We start from the raw sequence: 16511 nt of genomic DNA on the forward strand, positions 1-16511 counted from the left end.
CCGGTATTTGCCAGGCTGTTTCAGGTGCCTGTACGATAACTTTTAATAAAATGCGCTAATATGAAATATACCCTCATTGCAGTGGCTGTGCTCGCCGCAGCTTCACTGTCATGCTATGCACAAGACATAGACGCACCAAAGTCAAACGCAAGTAGCTTCTATATTTTAGGAGGCTACAACAACGCCGGCATTACTACGCCCAACAATAGTCTTGTTGAGTCTGCCCAACACATAAACACCTTCAACACGGGGGTTCTTGCGGACATACGTCTTAGCGACAGACTTTCGTTAATGACTGGCTTAATGATATGTGGTAACGGCGCCAAAACAAGCTCAACAAGAACATTTGCCGACTCAACCACCATTCAGCAGGATGATAAATTCAACCCGATCTTTCTTCAGGTTCCTTTAATGCTGGCATATAAAGTTCCCATCCGTGAAGACATTTGGTTTTATTTATCGGCGGGTCCTTACGTAGCAAGAGGAATTGCAGGCAAGTCAGAAGGAGAAATTACGGTAAACGGCAAAACAACCACGACTAAAAAGAAAAAAATAAAGTTCGACGATACACCCACCCGAACTCCCAGGTCAGATGACGGCTTACTTTTTTCACAAGTGGATCAGATCTATTATGGCATTAACGGACAGGTGGGAGTTCAATTCAACAAAGTGATGATTGGATTAAACTATGCACATGCGTTGACGGAAATTGCAAACGTAGCTCCTGTTGCTGCACAAAAGAATACTAACAGATATACTACATTGAGCCTGACGTTTGGATTAAAATTGTAGTCAAATAAATCATATAAATTATGTAACCACTTATACACTTGAGAATAAAAATATCTGCAACAATATTGTCCTGCCAACAAAGTTCCAATTTGGCACGGTGTTGGAAATTGAGCTAAAGTAAATGAGTTATTATGAAGAACAGATTAATTTTATTGCTTGCTGTATCAGCGATCACAGCAGGCAGCGCACAGGCCCAGACAACAACGACAACAAGCACCCATGATGCAAATCCTGGTGGTATTTATATCAAGGGCGGCTATAACCTGGCAAACATATCTAAATATAACGATGGATCAGTGGACGCAGCAAAAGGATTAAGCACATTTCATGCAGGTGGTGTTGTAGACATCCCAATTGCTCCGGTACTATCGTTGCAACCTGGTTTATTATTGACCGGTAAAGGTGCAAAGGCGAATTATTATGTGGATCCCAACAATCATTCAGACAACTATGTCAAATCATCGTTCAACCCTTTATATCTAGAATTACCCGTAAACCTTTTGTTGAAATTTCCAATAGGTAATGACGCAAGGATATTTGCCGGTGCAGGTCCTTATGCCGCAATGGGAATAGGCGGTAAATCAAAGACTGAAGTATCTACCGGAGGCGTAGTAACCAGCACCAGTCATGATATTAAATTTAACAACGATAATCCCCTGACTCCGGAAGAAGAAGGCGCAAGATATGACAGGCTTAAAAAGTTTGACTTCGGTATAAATGCACTTGCAGGCGTAGAGTTTAACAGATTTCTTGTGGGTGTAAACTATGGTTGGGGATTGGAAAAAATTAATTCAACACAAACGAACAACACCCAAAATGGTAATAATAAATACAGAACACTAAGCGTAAGTCTGGGTGTAAGATTGAATTAGTTTTTACAAGGTATATTCTATAAAAAGGTCGTCTGTAATCAGCAGATGGCCTTTTGCGTTTTAGCCAGGGAGCGTGTCGCTTTTATCATGCGGTTGGTTCTCCGTATCGTCCAACGGTTTTTTATTTTCCATCTCTACCTGGTGGATCCATACCGCGTAATCGTTAGGATATATATGCCGACCCGTGAATTGGGCATACGCTCTGGTGAATGCGGCCCCAATGTATAATATGGTTGCAGAATAATATACCCACAACAGGATAATCACCACAGATCCGGCTGCACCATAAGAACTCGTCACCTTTGTTCTGCCAAGATAATAGCCGATAACAAACTTACCGATCATGAAAAGAAGTGCGGTAGTAAAAGCCCCCATGCGGACATCCTTCCACTTTATCCTGGCATCGGGCAACACCTTGAAAATAACGCCGAATAAAAAGCTGATGATAGCAAAAGTAAGCAGCATATTAATGACATATGTAACATAGAAAGTTCCTTCAGGAACCAGCCGCATTATTTGCTTGACCAATGCATCAAGCAACGCGTTAACAACAAGCGATACCATTAAAATAAATCCGAGCGCTACTACCATTGAGAAGCTCAGCAACCTGTTCACCAACATTTTCACCCAGCCCTTTTTTGGTTTGGCCTTTAAATGCCATATCAGGTTGATGGAATCCTGAATTTCGGCAAACACACCTGTGGCTGCAAAAATCAATGCGACAATGCCGACTACAGAAGCCCAGGAAATATCCCGTGAAATGGTGGCATTCCTTATCAGTTGCTGAATCTGCAAAGCAGCTTGCTCTCCAACAAACGATTTTATCTGCACATAAATAGTTCCTTCAATTGCATTTCGCCCGTAGAATATATCGCACAAAGTAATTACCACAATCATCATGGGTGCAATTGAAAATACAGTGTAGTAGGCAAGAGCCGCACTCATCCGCGCGATCTTGATATCAGCGTAATCACTGATCGTTTGCTTTAAGATTGTTCCGGTATTTTTTAAAAACGTTCTCATACACGACGTTTTTTACTGACGGTAGATTAGTTTTCCTAAGGCTGGAGCTTATCATTATTTAAGTGCCTTTCCTTGTCTCTCTGTGTTTTCTTATCAAAGTTCTTTTGCAGTGCCTCAGTTAAGTTAACGCCCGTCTGATTGGCAAGACATATCAACACCCATAAAACATCAGCCATCTCATCTGAAATTGACTTTCCCTTATCACTTTCTTTGAATGATTGTTCGCCATACGTCCTTACCATTAAGCGGGAAAGTTCACCCACTTCTTCCATCAGAATACCAAGATTGGTTAACTCATTAAAGTATCTGACACCAACTGTTTTTATCCATTCATCAATTTGTTGCTGTGCTTGTTCTATAGTCATACATTTTATTTTGAAATTCCCCCATAAACTAGTTTTACTTTCATGATCATAGCGATAGACATCGCCCGTTGCTTAATTCTTTCTGCATTATCTCCTTCAAATAAATCGTCAACCTTTTCACCGAACACCATAACCCATCTGTCAAAATGCTCAGATTTAAATGGAGAAAGATGATGTATATGTTTGTGCACCGCCATCGGATTGCCGGAATAATTGTTTGTACCAAACAACACGTTCTCCCAGAAATCAACAATAACAGGCAAATGCACGACAAGGTCCAGCTGAATTACCTCATTAAAGTAATGACCGATCAATTCATCCTTCATCACATGATCATAAAACACGTGCATCAATTTGTTCAAATCTTTTCTATCAACTATATCATGTTTCATTACAACCGTTTTAAGTACGAGTTACGAAGTACGAAGTACTTTGTTCGAAAAGGTAAATTGCACTCAGTCTTCACTCATCTCAAGTACGAATTACGAAGTACTAAGTACCTTGTCCGAAAATGTCGATTCCTTCGCTCTTCCCTCTTCTAAAGCAATCCCAACATCTTACTATCTTACTGTCTTACTGTCTTACGATCTTACTGTCTTACGATCTTACACGTCTTACACGTCTACTCTTTGTTCTTCGTATCAATAACAATCGTAACCGGTCCATCGTTCAATAAGGCTACTTTCATGTCTGCGCCAAAAATGCCCGTTTGAATTTCTTTTCCAAGATCAATACCCATCCGTTGAATCATCTTCTCATACATTGGAATAGCAATATCAGGTTTGCTTGCCTTTATGTACGAAGGTCTGTTTCCCTTTTTAGTAGCAGCATGTAAAGTAAACTGACTCACCAGTAAAATATCACCGTTTACCTCTTTAATACTTAAGTTCATTACACCCTGCTCATCATTAAAAATACGAAGGTTCACAATTTTATTGCTGAGCCATTCCAGGTCTTCGGAAGTATCTGCATCTTCAATTCCTATCAACACTAAAAGCCCGGCTTTGACAGCTCCGGTAATTTCTCCATCAACCATAACACTTGCTTCACTTACCCTTTGAATAACAGCTCTCATATCTTTTCCTAATTTTACATAAAGACTCAAATTTCAGTTTTATACAGCATAAGATGAAAATTAATATCACGCGGGAGATTGTTTTTTCAACGGCGAGAAGCGGTGGAAAAGGTGGCCAGAATGTAAACAAGGTAGAAACAATGGTTGAAGGCAGATGGAACGTTGCGGAATCAACTATCGCTACCGAAGATCAAAAGAAGATGATCAGCGAAAAACTGTCAGGAAAAATAACGGATGATGGCTTTCTGCTGGTAAAATCACAATCAGAAAGAACTCAGTTGGGCAATAAAGACCAGGTGATAAAAAAGATGCATCAATTGATTGAACAGGCTTTGCATAAAAAGAAAGCAAGACTGGCAACAAAGCCGACAAAAGCTTCGCAGGAAAAAAGGATCAGGAGTAAGAAGCAGCAGTCGGAGATAAAATTGGGAAGAAGGAGACCAAACCGTAACCAGGATTCATGGGATTAGTGGATTTACGGGATTAACTACTCGATCTTTAAACCAAATAATGTCTTTACAGATTACATCGAAAAGAAGTGAATCACGATGTTTAGATGATTTAGAATCCAATAAATCCCGCAAATCTATTAATCCCGGTTAAGCGTGGCGTGATATAACAACTTAACATCCGGATCCAGCACGATAGCTTGCGGAGCTTTATCAACTATAACCTCTTTTGATGTGTTGCGTTCGCTTATATCATATACAACCTTTTTATCTCCTACCTGAATTTCCAGAGGAAACTTAAATGGAATTGCCTGTGATTGCACAATGTTTATAGACACCGCTTTTTTAGCCGTATCATAATTCCATTTTACCTGCAATTCTGGTTGACCGGTTGTATATAGCCATTGCTCAAAAAAATCGTTCAGGTTTTGTCCGCTTACCTTTTCAAAGATTTTTTGAAGGTCTTCTGTTGTAGCATTTTTACCCGAATAAGTAGCATAATATTTTCTGATGCTTTGCCAGAACAAAGAATCACCCAGTTTATTTCTTAACATGTGCAATATCCATCCGCCTTTTTGATAGCTGTTGGCATTCAGTAAATTCATCGGCGCCTTGCTGCCGGTTGTATCAACAACAGGTGTAAATTTCTTCTTGCTTAATTTGATAACATCGGCTCTGTCTGCTATCATTCTTTTCTTCAGGCTGTCTGTCCCATAATTATCTTCCAGATATAAGTGCGTCATATAAGTGGCAAAGCCCTCGCTAAGCCAAAGATGTGGCCAGTCCGTTTCAGAAGCCGCATCACCAAACCATTGGTGCGCTATTTCGTGCGCGAGCAAGGACTCAATTCCCTTGTCTCCTACTGAGTTTTCAAAATAAAAAATAGTCCCGGCGTTTTCTACACCACCAAATATTGTTTTGGACTGAATGTTTGCCAGCTTTTTGTACTCATAAGGACCAACGCGTTTTATATACCAGGGCAGTATTTTTTGCGCGAGTGAATAGTCCTTGAAACCTCGCTCCTTTTGTTGTGGGTACACCCAGCTATATACCGGAATACACTCAACATTGCCAACATAATTAACAGCAAAGTCGGCAATACCCAGTGCATATATCTTTGTTGATATCGCTATATCTTCTTTCCAATGCGTCAGTTTTAAATGATCAGGGAGATTGGTTTCTTCTACCTGTAATCCACTTGCTACCACCTGGTAGTGATCAGGAGCTGTCACGATAAACTCAACCGATGATTTATCTGAAGGATAATCATTACATGGAATCCAGTTATGGGCGCGATTGGGCCAGTTGTCGGAGAAAAAAGTGCGCTTCCCGAATTTGTTTGTACTGATGATCAAACCATCAGCCGGAACACCTTCATATGCGATGTTAATAACATATTGTTCATTGTCACGGACAGGCATGTTTAACACAACATGATCGCTATCCTGCATAAACTGGACCGGCTGATTGTTTCTCGTAACACCACTAACCAGCATTCCTTTCCCCGAAGCATCCTTTTTTACCAGGTTAAGCATAACGGTTGTCGCATTTGCGCGGCTTACAAAAGTTATCAGAGCCTTTCCTTTAACTAAGTTATTACTGTCGCTGACGGCAAGGTTGTATTGATAATGTTGTACATCAATCAATGAAAATGGTATTTGCGCATAAGAAATAAAACAGGTAACAGCTAAAAACAGAGAAAGTAGTACGCGTTTCTTCATAAGGGCAAAGTAAAGAAATTTCGGTTGGGTTTTACGCGGCGCGCGCAAAGGAGCAGCGGCACAGTGACATAATGATATCTGTACGAGAAATTTCTTGCTTTCGCCCTTCCGGCTTGATCCATATTCGCTATTTTAATCATAGGGCGTCGGCCCATGCTAAGGCTTCAAGTTCTTCAGCCTTGGACTTACAGAGCTAAGCGTCGAAGATTTTCGTGCCCCTTTGTGCTCCTTTGCGCCTTTTTGTCTTTGTGGCAAAGAAATCATAGCTTTTCCAGCATATTTACAACGCCTTCACGCTTTAAGATCAGGTAACCAAGCCGGTCGTTACTAATACCTTCTTTCAGATGATAACTAAATACGAGCTGATCATCATTGACCTCCGTTTCAAAATAGCGAAATATAATATTTGGGTATTGCTTCAATGAATCGCCGATTTCATAAAGATGTGTTGAAAGAATAAACTGCGCATTTTTCATTTTTCGCAGTCCTTCTATTACTGTAGTGCTGCACTTCATCGCATCCTGAACGTTTGTTCCTTTAAATAATTCATCAATCAGGATGAGCCATTTTTTGCCATCGCTTATTTTGTCGATTGTTTTTCTGATTCGCTGCACTTCGTTAAAGAAAAAGCTTTCCCCTTTTATAATATTGTCCTCCACCTGTATATTGCTCAGCAAGCCATCAAAAAGTGACAGCTTCATATAATTTGCGGGAACGCCCATGCCCAGATGCGCCAGAAAAACACTTACCCCTACGGCTTTAATGAAAGTACTTTTCCCTGCCATGTTTGCCCCTGTTAAAAACAGGAAATTCTGTTCCGGGGATAATGCGATATCATACGCAACCGGCGTTGAAAGTAACGGATGATACAATTCTTTCACCTCAAAAGCGGGTTGAGCACTTTCTATAAATTCAGGAAATGCTAATTGGTACTGCATATGTGCCGTCGCCATACTGTAATAGGCATCCAATTGAGAATACAGGTCCACAAGATCCAGCATTTCATGCCGGAAATGTCTTTTAACAAACTGGCCGAAATGAAGCACGTCTGCAATGCTCAGCTTTTTATCCGCCGGCCATTCAGCCATTTTTACTGCAACAGGCTTACCAAGGAGAAGCTCTATCTTCTGTAACATAGTTACCAACGGTTTTGGATTGTCGTTGGCCTTTAACAATGTTACAAGCTGATGCATCGTTCTTACAAAGTCAAGGAAGTGTTTTACTGAATAGCGGATCAGCGAATAGTCAGGACCGTTAGATAACTTATATAACGCAGCTGTAACAGCATTTGCATTAACGGGAATATCGGCAACCTGGTTTTCAAAGAATTTCTCAACGACCATTATAGTGCCGTTAGTGATTCCTTCGGGCCATTGTTTATGGCAGGCAATGATGCGCTTTATTATGCGTTGTGTGTCATTGATGTCTGTAAGTGTATCCAGCGGAGTGCTGAATAAAGACCTCAGCCAATCCTTCCCTCCTATTGTTCGCGCAAAATTAAAATGATGAAAAACAGAAAGTTCTTCATCACGCTGAAAAATGGAAAGGTCGTTGATGGTTGTTTTATCTGCCTGCATATATGGCCCGTTTGATTAATGTAATGTCCGCTCTCCCGCTCCACACAAAATTCAACGCTTAAAACAGCACGAGGAAATACGGTCAAAACAAAACTGAATTTACTGTATTTCCTCTCAATGATCCGGGTCCACCCCGTCTATCTGTCAAATTTTAATCGTTGTCCTTTCTTAGATTCATCAAACACGCCATTTCCATAAACCAAATGGCCATTTACAAAAGTATTTGTTACAGATGCCGGAAATGTAAAGCCCTCGAGTGGGCTCCATCCGCATTTGTAAAGTAAATTTTCTTTAGAAACGGTGAAAGGCTTGTTCATATCTACCATAACCAAATCTGCAAAATAACCTTCACGTATAAAGCCCCTGTTTTTAATTTGGAAACATCTTGCCACTGCGTGACTCATTTTTTCGGCTACCTTCTCAATAGAGATCTTACCCTCCTTCACATAATGCAGCATCAGTAACAGCGAATGCTGAACCAATGGAAGGCCAGCATGCGCTTTCTCATACGGCTCGTCTTTTTCTGCCCAGGTGTGAGGCGCGTGATCTGTAGCAATAACATCCAGCCTGTCATCCAACAATGCATTCCATAATGCAGGCTTATGATGTGCATCTTTTATCGCAGGATTGCATTTAATCTGGTTGCCAAGTCTCGCGTAATCATCTGCTGTAAAGTGTAAGTGGTGCACACATACCTCAGCCGTAATCCTTTTATCCTCCAATGGAATCATGTTAGTGAATAGCTGAAGTTCTTTTTCTGTGGATATATGCAAAATGTGCAGGCGTGTGCCGTATTTTTTTGCGAATTGAATCGCTTTAAGAGAAGATTCAAAACAGGCTTCTTCATTACGGATGATCGGGTGATCAGCAGGCTCTAAAACAGCTTTCTCACTTTTGAGTTTTGCAAGATTGGCTTTAATAATAGGTTCCTCTTCACAATGTGTGGCAATCAGCAATTCAACGCCACCAAACACTTTATCTAACATCAGCGGACTATCCACCAACAAATTGCCAGTTGATGAACCCATGAACATTTTTACACCGCACACATCATTTTTCTTGTCATTCGTCCTCAATACTTCATCAATATTATCATTTGACGTTCCCATGTAAAAGGAATAGTTGGCCAGGGAAGTTTGTGAAGCTATATTGTATTTTTCTTCGAGTAATTCATGCGTAAAAGTGGGCGGAACAGTGTTAGGCATTTCCATAAAACTGGTAACACCGCCTGCTACAGCAGCTTTCGCTTCTGTATAAATATTGGCTTTATGAGTTAATCCCGGTTCGCGGAAATGCACCTGGTCATCAATGGCACCAGGCATCAGGTATTGGCCTTCACCATCTATCTCCCGCAATTTTTCCACATTTTCTATGATTGGCGCGATCTTTTCAATTATTCCATTCTTTATACAAACATCACCATGAATAATTTTACCTTCGCCGACAATATTAATGTTCTTAATTATATAACTCATATTAATCCTTATTATAGTAATTTATGCAAGTTAGGAAATCATGGACGATTCTTTCTTTAATCATCATTAGCAGTGTGAAGATTTTTGCACAATCGGATTATATAGATCTTAATAACAAGCAATATCAATTGCTGGACAGACTGGACATTAAGCTTAGAAATGATTCTGTTCTCGGTTTCACCACTTTTAAACCTTACAATAGAAAAAGTGTAACCAAGCGCGTATTAGAGCTGGATTCTCTTGACAAAGCGGGTGCACTTGCTGTTCCATTATCCGAAATAGACAGATACAACATGCAGCGGTTGTTAATGAATAATGCTGAATGGGCAGAGAATTACTACGATTCTTTCAAATTGAAAAAACCTGTTCTCAAGACTTTCTATAAAACACCCGCAGCGCTTTTTGCGGTAAATACGAAAGATTTCAAGCTAATGGTGAATCCACTGCTTAACCTGCAATATGGCAATGCAAATGATGGAACCGGCAGCATTTTTACCAATACACGCGGGCTTGTAATAAGAGGTAATATTGATGATAGAATTGGCTTCTGGACCACCATTGCAGATAACCAGGAGCGGGACCCTGCTTACGTTAGAGACTTTGAAAAGAAATTTTCAGCGTTACCCGGCGTTGGTTACTACAAATACTACAACACGAACGGTTATGATTACCTGAATGCAACCGGCGGCATTACTTTCAATGCAGGTAAGTATTTTGATTTTGTTTTTGGGTATGATAAGCCTTTTATTGGTGATGGCTACCGTAGTTTGTTCTTAAGTGATTTCAGCAGCAATTATCTTTTCCTGCGCATTAAAACCCGGGTTTGGAAACTGGAATACGAAAACCTCTTCACCCAATTGATATCTGCTTACCCACGCGGAACCGACCAGGTTTTACCAGTTAAATACATGACATTACATCATCTGAGCTTTCAGGCCTTTAAATGGTTGAATTTCGGCTTGTATGAAAATATCATGTTTGGAAGATCTAACGGATATGAATTAAGCTATCTGAACCCCGTAATATTCCTGCGATCTGCTGAACAACAGGCAGGTAGCCCGGACAAAGCTTCCATTGGTTTTAACTTTAAAGTGAACGCACCAAGAAATGTTCAGTTCTACGGGCAATTATTGATCAATGAGTTTGTTGCCAAAGAGGTTGTTAATTATAAAGATGGTGATTGGCGCAACAAACAGGCCTTACAGCTGGGTGCTAAATACATTGATGCATTGGGCGTGAAGAACCTGGATTTACAGGGAGAAGTTAATTTTATACGTCCATATGTTTATACGCATTATGACAGTGTTGGAAGCTTTTCTAACTACAATCAGCCATTGGCGCATCCATTAGGCGCAAACGCAAGAGAACTTGTATTTCTTGCGAAATATCAGCCAATACCGAAATTGTATTTACAGGGAAAACTGATCACTTACTTACAGGGCCTTGATTCAGCGGGCTTAAACTTTGGAAGCAACATCTTCCTTGATTACAACACACGTCCGCGCGACAAAGGCTTTTTCATCGGAACAGGCACACCTGTTTACAGCACAACAGCTACGCTGAATGCGTCGTACGAAATATTTGAAAACATGTTCATCGATTTTAACGGAACATATAGGACATATAATGTAAAGGATATGCCGAAGTCTAACGTATTCTTCTACTCATTTGGTTTCAGGGTAAATATGGCGCGACGGGAATTTAATTTTTAGCTGTGAGCTATTAGCTATCAGCTTTGAGCCCGGCACTTCAAATTCATAAATTGGTTATTAAAATCAATTCTCGTAAATAAAAAACCTACAACAAAAATTGTAGGTTTTTTATTTATAACGCGGATCGAATGATTATTCATTTGCCTGATTTCAGATGCTTCGACTAACTGCTGACAGCTGAAAGCGGATAGCTCACAGCTTCCTACTCTTCCAGGTTAATCGTAAATATCAGCTTTGAACCTGGCATTTCGAATTCATAAATTGGCTATTAAAACCAATTCTGTTATAAAAAAAACCTACAATTTTTGTTGTAGGTTTTTTATTTATAAAGCGATCGGATTATTATCCTTATTCATTTGCCAGATCTCACGAAGCTTCGATTAACTGCTGATAGCTGATAGCTGATAGCTCACAGCTTCTTAATCCTCCAGGTTAATCGTAAACACTATCATCCTCGATTGAAGCTTATCCAAAACATTTGAATACTTCAGCGATGGATCCCGGCTGTGAATATTTGATAAACCGTTGCTGAACTTAATTTCAGGAGACAGTGTAACAAAGCGTAGAAAGAAATTAAATCCTATACCCGCCTCAATACCGAAATCTGATTTCTTTAGTTTAACCAGGTCTTCTGCATTACGCGCGGCGGAATTACTCGCCAGGTCAATATCATATTTAACACCAGCCATCACATATACACGAAAGTTTTGAATACGATCGCTGTTAAACTTGAATTGCAGCGGCATGCTTACGATAGTGGATGGTAGTATTTTAGTTGTAACGGAGTCTTCGCCCGGCAGTCGGTTCTTTAACCAGTAAGTAAAATATTTGGAGCCTCCGATGATCAATTGAGGATTGGCGCGCATTTCAAATCGCTTATTAAGCTTTAAAGTAGCCAGCAGACCAAGCCCAATGCCGCCGCTTGCTCCGGGCTCAACACGCATTATACTATCGTTTTGAAGAAAGGTAGTAGACTTTGAAGTATGCAGAGATGACCTGTTATAGGCAATACTCATCCCAAAATAATACCTGGCATAGTCGTGATTGGGTCTGTTCAATTCGGGTTGCGCAAACGCAGAAAGCACAATAGTGCACCCTAACAACATCAAAACTATTTGCTTCCGCAATAAATACAACATATTCCTAAACTAAGCGGCTTGAAGTATGTGTCGGTATAGCCCAGGCTGCTCATGATGCGAATAAAATCTTCTCTTTCAGGAAAAGCCTGAACAGAATCATTCAGGTATTGGTAGGCGTCCTTGTTTTTAGAAAAGAACTTACCAACACCCGGAGCAACAATATTCATGTATAGCTTGTAAATACTTTTAAACCCGGTTTGTTTAGGTCTAGAAAATTCCAGTACAACCAACTTTCCACCCGGCTTTAACACCCTTAACATTTCCTTCAAACCTTTTTCAAGATTTTCAAAATTTCGAACGCCAAACGCAACGGTTATGGCATCAAACGAATTATCAGGATAGTTTATTGTTTCGCTGTCACCGTTGTGGAGTGTTATAAACTTCGAAAGTCCCAGTTTCTCAACCTTTTGTCTCCCAACTTCCAGCATTCCGTCGGAAATATCTATCCCTGTTATTTTTTCCGGATGAAGACGTTTATACGTCATAATAGCCACATCCCCGGTCCCTGTTGCCACATCAAGCACTCTTTTGGGTTGAAGACTTTTTAGCTGGTCGATGGCATTTTTGCGCCACGAAACGTCAATTCCAACACTCAGAAAGCGGTTGAGGAAATCATATTTGAAGGCTATGCTGTCAAACATTTTGGCAACCTGCTGCTTTTTATCCAGTCCACTGTCACGGTTGGGAACTATCTCGTCATGTGCATATTTAACCATAGGGTGGCAAAGATAGTGAAGGGCGGGCAAAGCTTGAAGCGAAAACCCTGGAGTGAGGTGTAAGAAAACAAGCCTAAAGCCCAAAGCTTAAAGCCTACGTAGGGAGTGAGGTGTAAGGCGTGAGGAGTAAGGCATAAAGGGATGTGAGCTTAAAGCCTAAAGCTCAAAGCTTAAAACTATTACTGGCTAACCCGAAAAGCTGTCACCAATATTTTGACTAAAAATTAAATCCATCAATCCCCTAATCCCAAAAATCCCGGTCCAGACAAAAAATCCCAATTCCAATAATCCTAAGGGTGCCGCATAAGACATGTCAGCTTAAAGCCCAAAGCCTAAAGCGTAAAACTATTACTGGCTAACCTAAAAGAGCCGTCGCAAATTTTTTGTACTAAAATTAAAATCCATCAATCCCCTAATCCCAAAAATCGCGGTCCAGACAAAAATCCCGGTCCGAAATCCCTCGATTCCTAGTTACCTTTGCCCCGCATGGAAATAATCTTAGACAACGCGGGCAAACGATTTAACCGGGACTGGATCTTCCGCAACCTAACCATCACATTCAAAGAAGGACAACGATATGCGATAACCGGACCGAATGGCAGCGGAAAAAGTACATTATTACAGGTGCTTTCGGGCAGTATGTCCCCCAGCAGCGGTAAGATAAACTGGCAGCAGCATGCTGCGTTACCTCATGAGGAAGTTCACAAATATGTTTCCATTGCTGCACCGTATCTTGAGATAATAGAAGAAATGACTGCGTCTGAATTTCTTCATTTCCATCAGACATTCAAGCCACTAAATGGTACAAGCATAAAAGACATTCTTGAAATTATTGGCCTGTCGCATGCAGCAGACAAACAGATCCGCTTCTATAGCAGCGGTATGAAACAACGCGTGAAACTGGCCCAGGCCATTTTTGCAAGCGCGCCTATATTACTTCTGGATGAACCCTGCACCAACCTGGATACGATGGGTTACGAGCTGTATCACAACCTTATTAAAGAATATTGTCAAAATAAGCTCGTGGTAGTTAGTAGTAATGATATCAACGAATATAATTTCTGCGAAAAAGTGATTTCAATAATGGAGCATAAATAGCTGTGAGCTATCAGCTTTCAGCTATCAGCTCGGCTCAATTTTGAAACTGTTGACAAATGATTAGCAGGTTTTTCAGCAATTTCTTTTAATGATATTTTTCAAGCGGGCTAGTGCAATGACTGCCATGACTTTCAATCGTCTTCAATTTTAGAACAATTGACAAATTAACGACGGTGTTATCACAGATTAGCGAACAAAATATCGAGGCAGAATATTCTTCACTAGCCGAAAGCTGATAGCTAACAGCTGACAGCTCCTCACCTCCTGCTCGCTATCAGTAAATTCAAATCTGTAAACTTCAGATCAAAGCGCTGACTGATGTAAAAATTGGTAAGATATCCTTTGTAGAGGTATACACCATTACGCATATTGAAATTGTGCCAGACCATTTCATCAAAACCGCCGGTGCTACTTGCATCCAGCAGCAAAGGCATTAGTACATTGCTGATGGCGTGGCTGGCCGTACGCGCAAAACCACTTGGAATATTGGGAACGCAATAATGAATTACACCATGTTTTTCAAATGTGGGATGTTCATGCGTAGTTATCTCGCTTGTTTCAAAACATCCGCCACGATCAATGCTTACATCGATAATCACACTTCCGGAACGCATTGCCATTACCATTTCCTCTGTAACAACAATCGGGCTACGACCATTTTCATTACTCAATGCTCCCACAGCTACTTCACAGGTCTTTAGCTGTTTCGCCAGAATCTTTGGTTCGATTACACTAGTCCAGACACGTACACCCAAATTATTTTGAAGGCGTTTCAGCCGATACACGTTGTTATCAAACACTTTAACAGATGCACCAAGGGCCAATGCTGTTCTCGTTGCAAATTCGCCTACAACACCAGCACCGATAATGATGACTTTAGTTGGCGGAATACCGCTAATACCTCCCAGCAACACGCCTTTTCCGTTATTCGGGCTGCCCAGGTACTGACCAGCTATTAGCATAACGGCGCTACCTGCAATTTCACTCATACTTCTAACGATGGGATAGGTACCACTGTCATCTTTCAGGTTTTCAAACCCAATTGCAGTAATACGTTTCTCCATCATCTTCTCAATAAAATTCTTCTTTAAAACAGAGATATGTATGGGAGAAATGATGGTTTGATTCATCTGCAGGTGTGGCAGATCCTCATCCAGCACCGGCGCACTTTTTATTAAAATAGGTGCTTTAAACACCGCTGATTTGTCGGAAACAATTCTGGCCCCGGCTTCGCTAAAATCCTTATCAGTATATTTACTTCCGTCGCCGGCTTTCGTTTCAACTATTACCTCGTGACCATTATTAACCAGCACACTTACAGCTTCGGGGATCAACGCTACACGGTTTTCATTAAATGCTGTTTCTTTGGGCAATCCTATATGTAGTCTCGCTCCCTGTGGCTTAATATCTAGTTTTTCTTCTAAAGTCTCGTAACTGAAAGAGGAACTGATGATTGGTTTCGACGTAGCCATTAGAATTATAAATAATTGATATATTGCATTAACGGTTAAAATTAATCAATTAAACCGAACATCGAAACGAATTAGGCATTCACTGTCAGCAACCTGTTTTCATGGTCGGTCGCTTTCAGGTAAACATTGAATACTTTTTCAGGTAGAATATTTTCTGCTTTTTCCGGCCATTCAACAAAACAATAATTCCCGCTCAACAAACAGTCTTCAATACCTGCCTGGATAGCTTCTTCTTCGTCGCGCATGCGATACCAATCCATATGATAAATGGCACCCGCTATGGGACTATTATATTCATTGATGATGGCAAACGTAGGACTGCTAATAGCTTGCTTAACACCAAGCTGCTCACAAAGCGCATGAATAACCGTTGTTTTACCAGCTCCCATTTCGCCATGAAAAACCCATACTTTGGTGTCCTTGCCTGCGTTCCACAAGCTTTGTACTGCTTCTTTGATTGTTGATAGGTTGAACTGTATGTCCATTTGGCAAACGTACGATTTGGACGGGGATTTTTTTGTTGGACCAGGATTTTGTCTGGACCAGGATTTTGTCTGGACCGGGATTTTTGGGATTAGGGGATTGGCAGGATTGCATTTATTGAGAAAGAAAAAGATGATCGGGATTTAACAAGAGTGTGAAGATAAACGCTCTCGCCTCTTTCACTATTGACTATTCACTATTGACTTCATTTTATTCACCAATCACGATTTACGAAATTTTGTCGGGACCGGGATTTTTGGGATTAGGGGATTGGCAGGATTGTATTTTGAGAAAGTAAAAGATGATCCGGATTTAGAGAGTCTGTGAAAAAAAACGCTCTCGCCTCTTTCACTATTGACCATTCACTATTGACTTCATTTTATTCACTGTTGACCAATCACGATTTACTTTTTGTTACCATGCTGCATTAATCTTCCAAATTTTGTCGGGACCGGGATTTTTGGGATTAGGGGATTAGCGGGATTGGATTTATTGAGAAATGAAAAAAATGATCGGGATTTAACAAGAGTGTGAAGATAAAC

Annotated in this window: 16 protein-coding genes; 5 read left to right on the forward strand and 11 right to left on the reverse strand. The window is 40.6% G+C overall.

Annotated elements, in window-relative coordinates; all coding sequences use genetic code 11:
• Nucleotides 1-60 precede the first annotated feature (60 nt).
• Together QTN47_RS13020 and QTN47_RS13025 are read left to right on the forward strand one after the other, a co-directional pair.
• Entirely contained in the window at nucleotides 61-792 is a 732-nt protein-coding gene (locus tag QTN47_RS13020; RefSeq protein WP_369329823.1) for an outer membrane beta-barrel protein, read from the forward strand.
• Nucleotides 793-923: 131 nt separating this feature from the next.
• Nucleotides 924-1664 carry a porin family protein gene (locus QTN47_RS13025; RefSeq protein WP_369329824.1) on the forward strand — a complete coding sequence of 247 codons (741 nt, stop codon included), beginning with the start codon at nucleotides 924-926 and terminating at the stop codon, nucleotides 1662-1664.
• 60 nt (nucleotides 1665-1724) lie between these two features.
• On the opposite strand, the gene QTN47_RS13030 is transcribed toward QTN47_RS13025, so the two are convergent.
• From QTN47_RS13030 to dtd, 4 genes are all read right to left on the reverse strand, one after another.
• Nucleotides 1725-2687, reverse strand: a complete 963-nt coding sequence (locus tag QTN47_RS13030; protein ID WP_369329825.1) for a YihY/virulence factor BrkB family protein — start codon at nucleotides 2685-2687, stop codon at nucleotides 1725-1727.
• A 35-nt stretch (nucleotides 2688-2722) separates the two neighbouring features.
• Nucleotides 2723-3052, reverse strand: coding sequence for a nucleotide pyrophosphohydrolase (locus tag QTN47_RS13035; RefSeq protein ID WP_369329826.1), 330 nt, complete (start codon nucleotides 3050-3052; stop codon nucleotides 2723-2725).
• 5 nt (nucleotides 3053-3057) lie between these two features.
• The gene (locus QTN47_RS13040; RefSeq protein WP_369329827.1) at nucleotides 3058-3444 is read right to left on the reverse strand and encodes a group III truncated hemoglobin; all 387 of its coding nucleotides are present in this window, start codon (nucleotides 3442-3444) and stop codon (nucleotides 3058-3060) included.
• 230 nt (nucleotides 3445-3674) lie between these two features.
• Nucleotides 3675-4127, reverse strand: coding sequence for a D-aminoacyl-tRNA deacylase (gene dtd, locus QTN47_RS13045; protein WP_369329828.1), 453 nt, complete (start codon nucleotides 4125-4127; stop codon nucleotides 3675-3677).
• A 53-nt stretch (nucleotides 4128-4180) separates the two neighbouring features.
• On the opposite strand from dtd, the gene arfB reads away from it, so the two are divergent.
• Nucleotides 4181-4597: an alternative ribosome rescue aminoacyl-tRNA hydrolase ArfB gene (arfB, locus tag QTN47_RS13050; RefSeq protein ID WP_439100186.1), complete on the forward strand. Its 417-nt coding sequence runs from the start codon at nucleotides 4181-4183 to the stop codon at nucleotides 4595-4597.
• Nucleotides 4598-4716: 119 nt separating this feature from the next.
• On the opposite strand, the gene QTN47_RS13055 is transcribed toward arfB, so the two are convergent.
• The 3 genes from QTN47_RS13055 to QTN47_RS13065 form a co-directional block, all read right to left on the reverse strand.
• Nucleotides 4717-6297 carry a M1 family metallopeptidase gene (locus QTN47_RS13055; RefSeq protein WP_369329829.1) on the reverse strand — a complete coding sequence of 527 codons (1581 nt, stop codon included), beginning with the start codon at nucleotides 6295-6297 and terminating at the stop codon, nucleotides 4717-4719.
• 260 nt (nucleotides 6298-6557) lie between these two features.
• The gene (locus QTN47_RS13060; protein ID WP_369329830.1) at nucleotides 6558-7874 is read right to left on the reverse strand and encodes a MutS-related protein; all 1317 of its coding nucleotides are present in this window, start codon (nucleotides 7872-7874) and stop codon (nucleotides 6558-6560) included.
• Between the two features lie 137 nt (nucleotides 7875-8011).
• Nucleotides 8012-9349, reverse strand: a complete 1338-nt coding sequence (locus tag QTN47_RS13065) for a dihydroorotase (protein WP_369329831.1) — start codon at nucleotides 9347-9349, stop codon at nucleotides 8012-8014.
• A 23-nt stretch (nucleotides 9350-9372) separates the two neighbouring features.
• On the opposite strand from QTN47_RS13065, the gene QTN47_RS13070 reads away from it, so the two are divergent.
• Nucleotides 9373-11061 (forward strand): hypothetical protein, encoded by a 1689-nt coding sequence (locus QTN47_RS13070; protein WP_369329832.1) that lies wholly within the window; start codon nucleotides 9373-9375, stop codon nucleotides 11059-11061.
• A gap of 419 nt (nucleotides 11062-11480) precedes the next feature.
• Here the strand turns inward: QTN47_RS13070 and porT are convergent, their stop codons facing one another.
• A complete protein-coding gene (porT, locus tag QTN47_RS13075; protein ID WP_369329833.1) occupies nucleotides 11481-12167 on the reverse strand; it encodes a type IX secretion/gliding motility protein PorT/SprT in 687 nt (228 codons plus the stop codon).
• A 5-nt stretch (nucleotides 12168-12172) separates the two neighbouring features.
• On the reverse strand, nucleotides 12173-12916 hold the full coding sequence (gene ubiE / locus QTN47_RS13080; protein ID WP_369329834.1) for a bifunctional demethylmenaquinone methyltransferase/2-methoxy-6-polyprenyl-1,4-benzoquinol methylase UbiE: 744 nt from the start codon (nucleotides 12914-12916) through the stop codon (nucleotides 12173-12175).
• A gap of 486 nt (nucleotides 12917-13402) precedes the next feature.
• Here ubiE and QTN47_RS13085 point away from each other — a divergent pair, with 486 nt between their 5' ends.
• Entirely contained in the window at nucleotides 13403-14014 is a 612-nt protein-coding gene (locus QTN47_RS13085; RefSeq protein WP_369329835.1) for an ABC transporter ATP-binding protein, read from the forward strand.
• A 257-nt stretch (nucleotides 14015-14271) separates the two neighbouring features.
• Here QTN47_RS13085 and QTN47_RS13090 read toward each other — a convergent pair whose 3' ends face one another.
• Nucleotides 14272-15486 (reverse strand): alanine dehydrogenase, encoded by a 1215-nt coding sequence (locus tag QTN47_RS13090; RefSeq protein WP_369329836.1) that lies wholly within the window; start codon nucleotides 15484-15486, stop codon nucleotides 14272-14274.
• 71 nt (nucleotides 15487-15557) lie between these two features.
• On the reverse strand, nucleotides 15558-15971 hold the full coding sequence (gene tsaE, locus QTN47_RS13095) for a tRNA (adenosine(37)-N6)-threonylcarbamoyltransferase complex ATPase subunit type 1 TsaE (protein ID WP_369329837.1): 414 nt from the start codon (nucleotides 15969-15971) through the stop codon (nucleotides 15558-15560).
• Between the last annotated feature and the right edge of the window lie 540 nt (nucleotides 15972-16511).

It is taken from the genome of Danxiaibacter flavus, assembly GCF_041060425.1.
GTDB lineage: Bacteria > Bacteroidota > Bacteroidia > Chitinophagales > Chitinophagaceae > Danxiaibacter > Danxiaibacter flavus.

Bases quoted from the DNA above. Each gene is read 5' to 3' on its own strand.
- QTN47_RS13090 (WP_369329836.1), bottom strand. From the start codon at position 15,486: ATGGCTACGTCGAAACCAATCATCAGTTCCTCTTTCAGTTACGAGACT.
- QTN47_RS13035 (WP_369329826.1), bottom strand. From the start codon at position 3,052: ATGACTATAGAACAAGCACAGCAACAAATTGATGAATGGATAAAAACA.
- ubiE (WP_369329834.1), bottom strand. From the start codon at position 12,916: ATGGTTAAATATGCACATGACGAGATAGTTCCCAACCGTGACAGTGGA.
- QTN47_RS13085 (WP_369329835.1), top strand. From the start codon at position 13,403: ATGGAAATAATCTTAGACAACGCGGGCAAACGATTTAACCGGGACTGG.
- dtd (WP_369329828.1), bottom strand. From the start codon at position 4,127: ATGAGAGCTGTTATTCAAAGGGTAAGTGAAGCAAGTGTTATGGTTGAT.
- QTN47_RS13040 (WP_369329827.1), bottom strand. From the start codon at position 3,444: ATGAAACATGATATAGTTGATAGAAAAGATTTGAACAAATTGATGCAC.
- QTN47_RS13020 (WP_369329823.1), top strand. From the start codon at position 61: ATGAAATATACCCTCATTGCAGTGGCTGTGCTCGCCGCAGCTTCACTG.
- QTN47_RS13030 (WP_369329825.1), bottom strand. From the start codon at position 2,687: ATGAGAACGTTTTTAAAAAATACCGGAACAATCTTAAAGCAAACGATC.
- QTN47_RS13025 (WP_369329824.1), top strand. From the start codon at position 924: ATGAAGAACAGATTAATTTTATTGCTTGCTGTATCAGCGATCACAGCA.
- porT (WP_369329833.1), bottom strand. From the start codon at position 12,167: ATGTTGTTAGGGTGCACTATTGTGCTTTCTGCGTTTGCGCAACCCGAA.
- QTN47_RS13060 (WP_369329830.1), bottom strand. From the start codon at position 7,874: ATGCAGGCAGATAAAACAACCATCAACGACCTTTCCATTTTTCAGCGT.
- QTN47_RS13055 (WP_369329829.1), bottom strand. From the start codon at position 6,297: ATGAAGAAACGCGTACTACTTTCTCTGTTTTTAGCTGTTACCTGTTTT.
- tsaE (WP_369329837.1), bottom strand. From the start codon at position 15,971: ATGGACATACAGTTCAACCTATCAACAATCAAAGAAGCAGTACAAAGC.
- QTN47_RS13065 (WP_369329831.1), bottom strand. From the start codon at position 9,349: ATGAGTTATATAATTAAGAACATTAATATTGTCGGCGAAGGTAAAATT.
- QTN47_RS13070 (WP_369329832.1), top strand. From the start codon at position 9,373: ATGCAAGTTAGGAAATCATGGACGATTCTTTCTTTAATCATCATTAGC.
- arfB (WP_439100186.1), top strand. From the start codon at position 4,181: ATGAAAATTAATATCACGCGGGAGATTGTTTTTTCAACGGCGAGAAGC.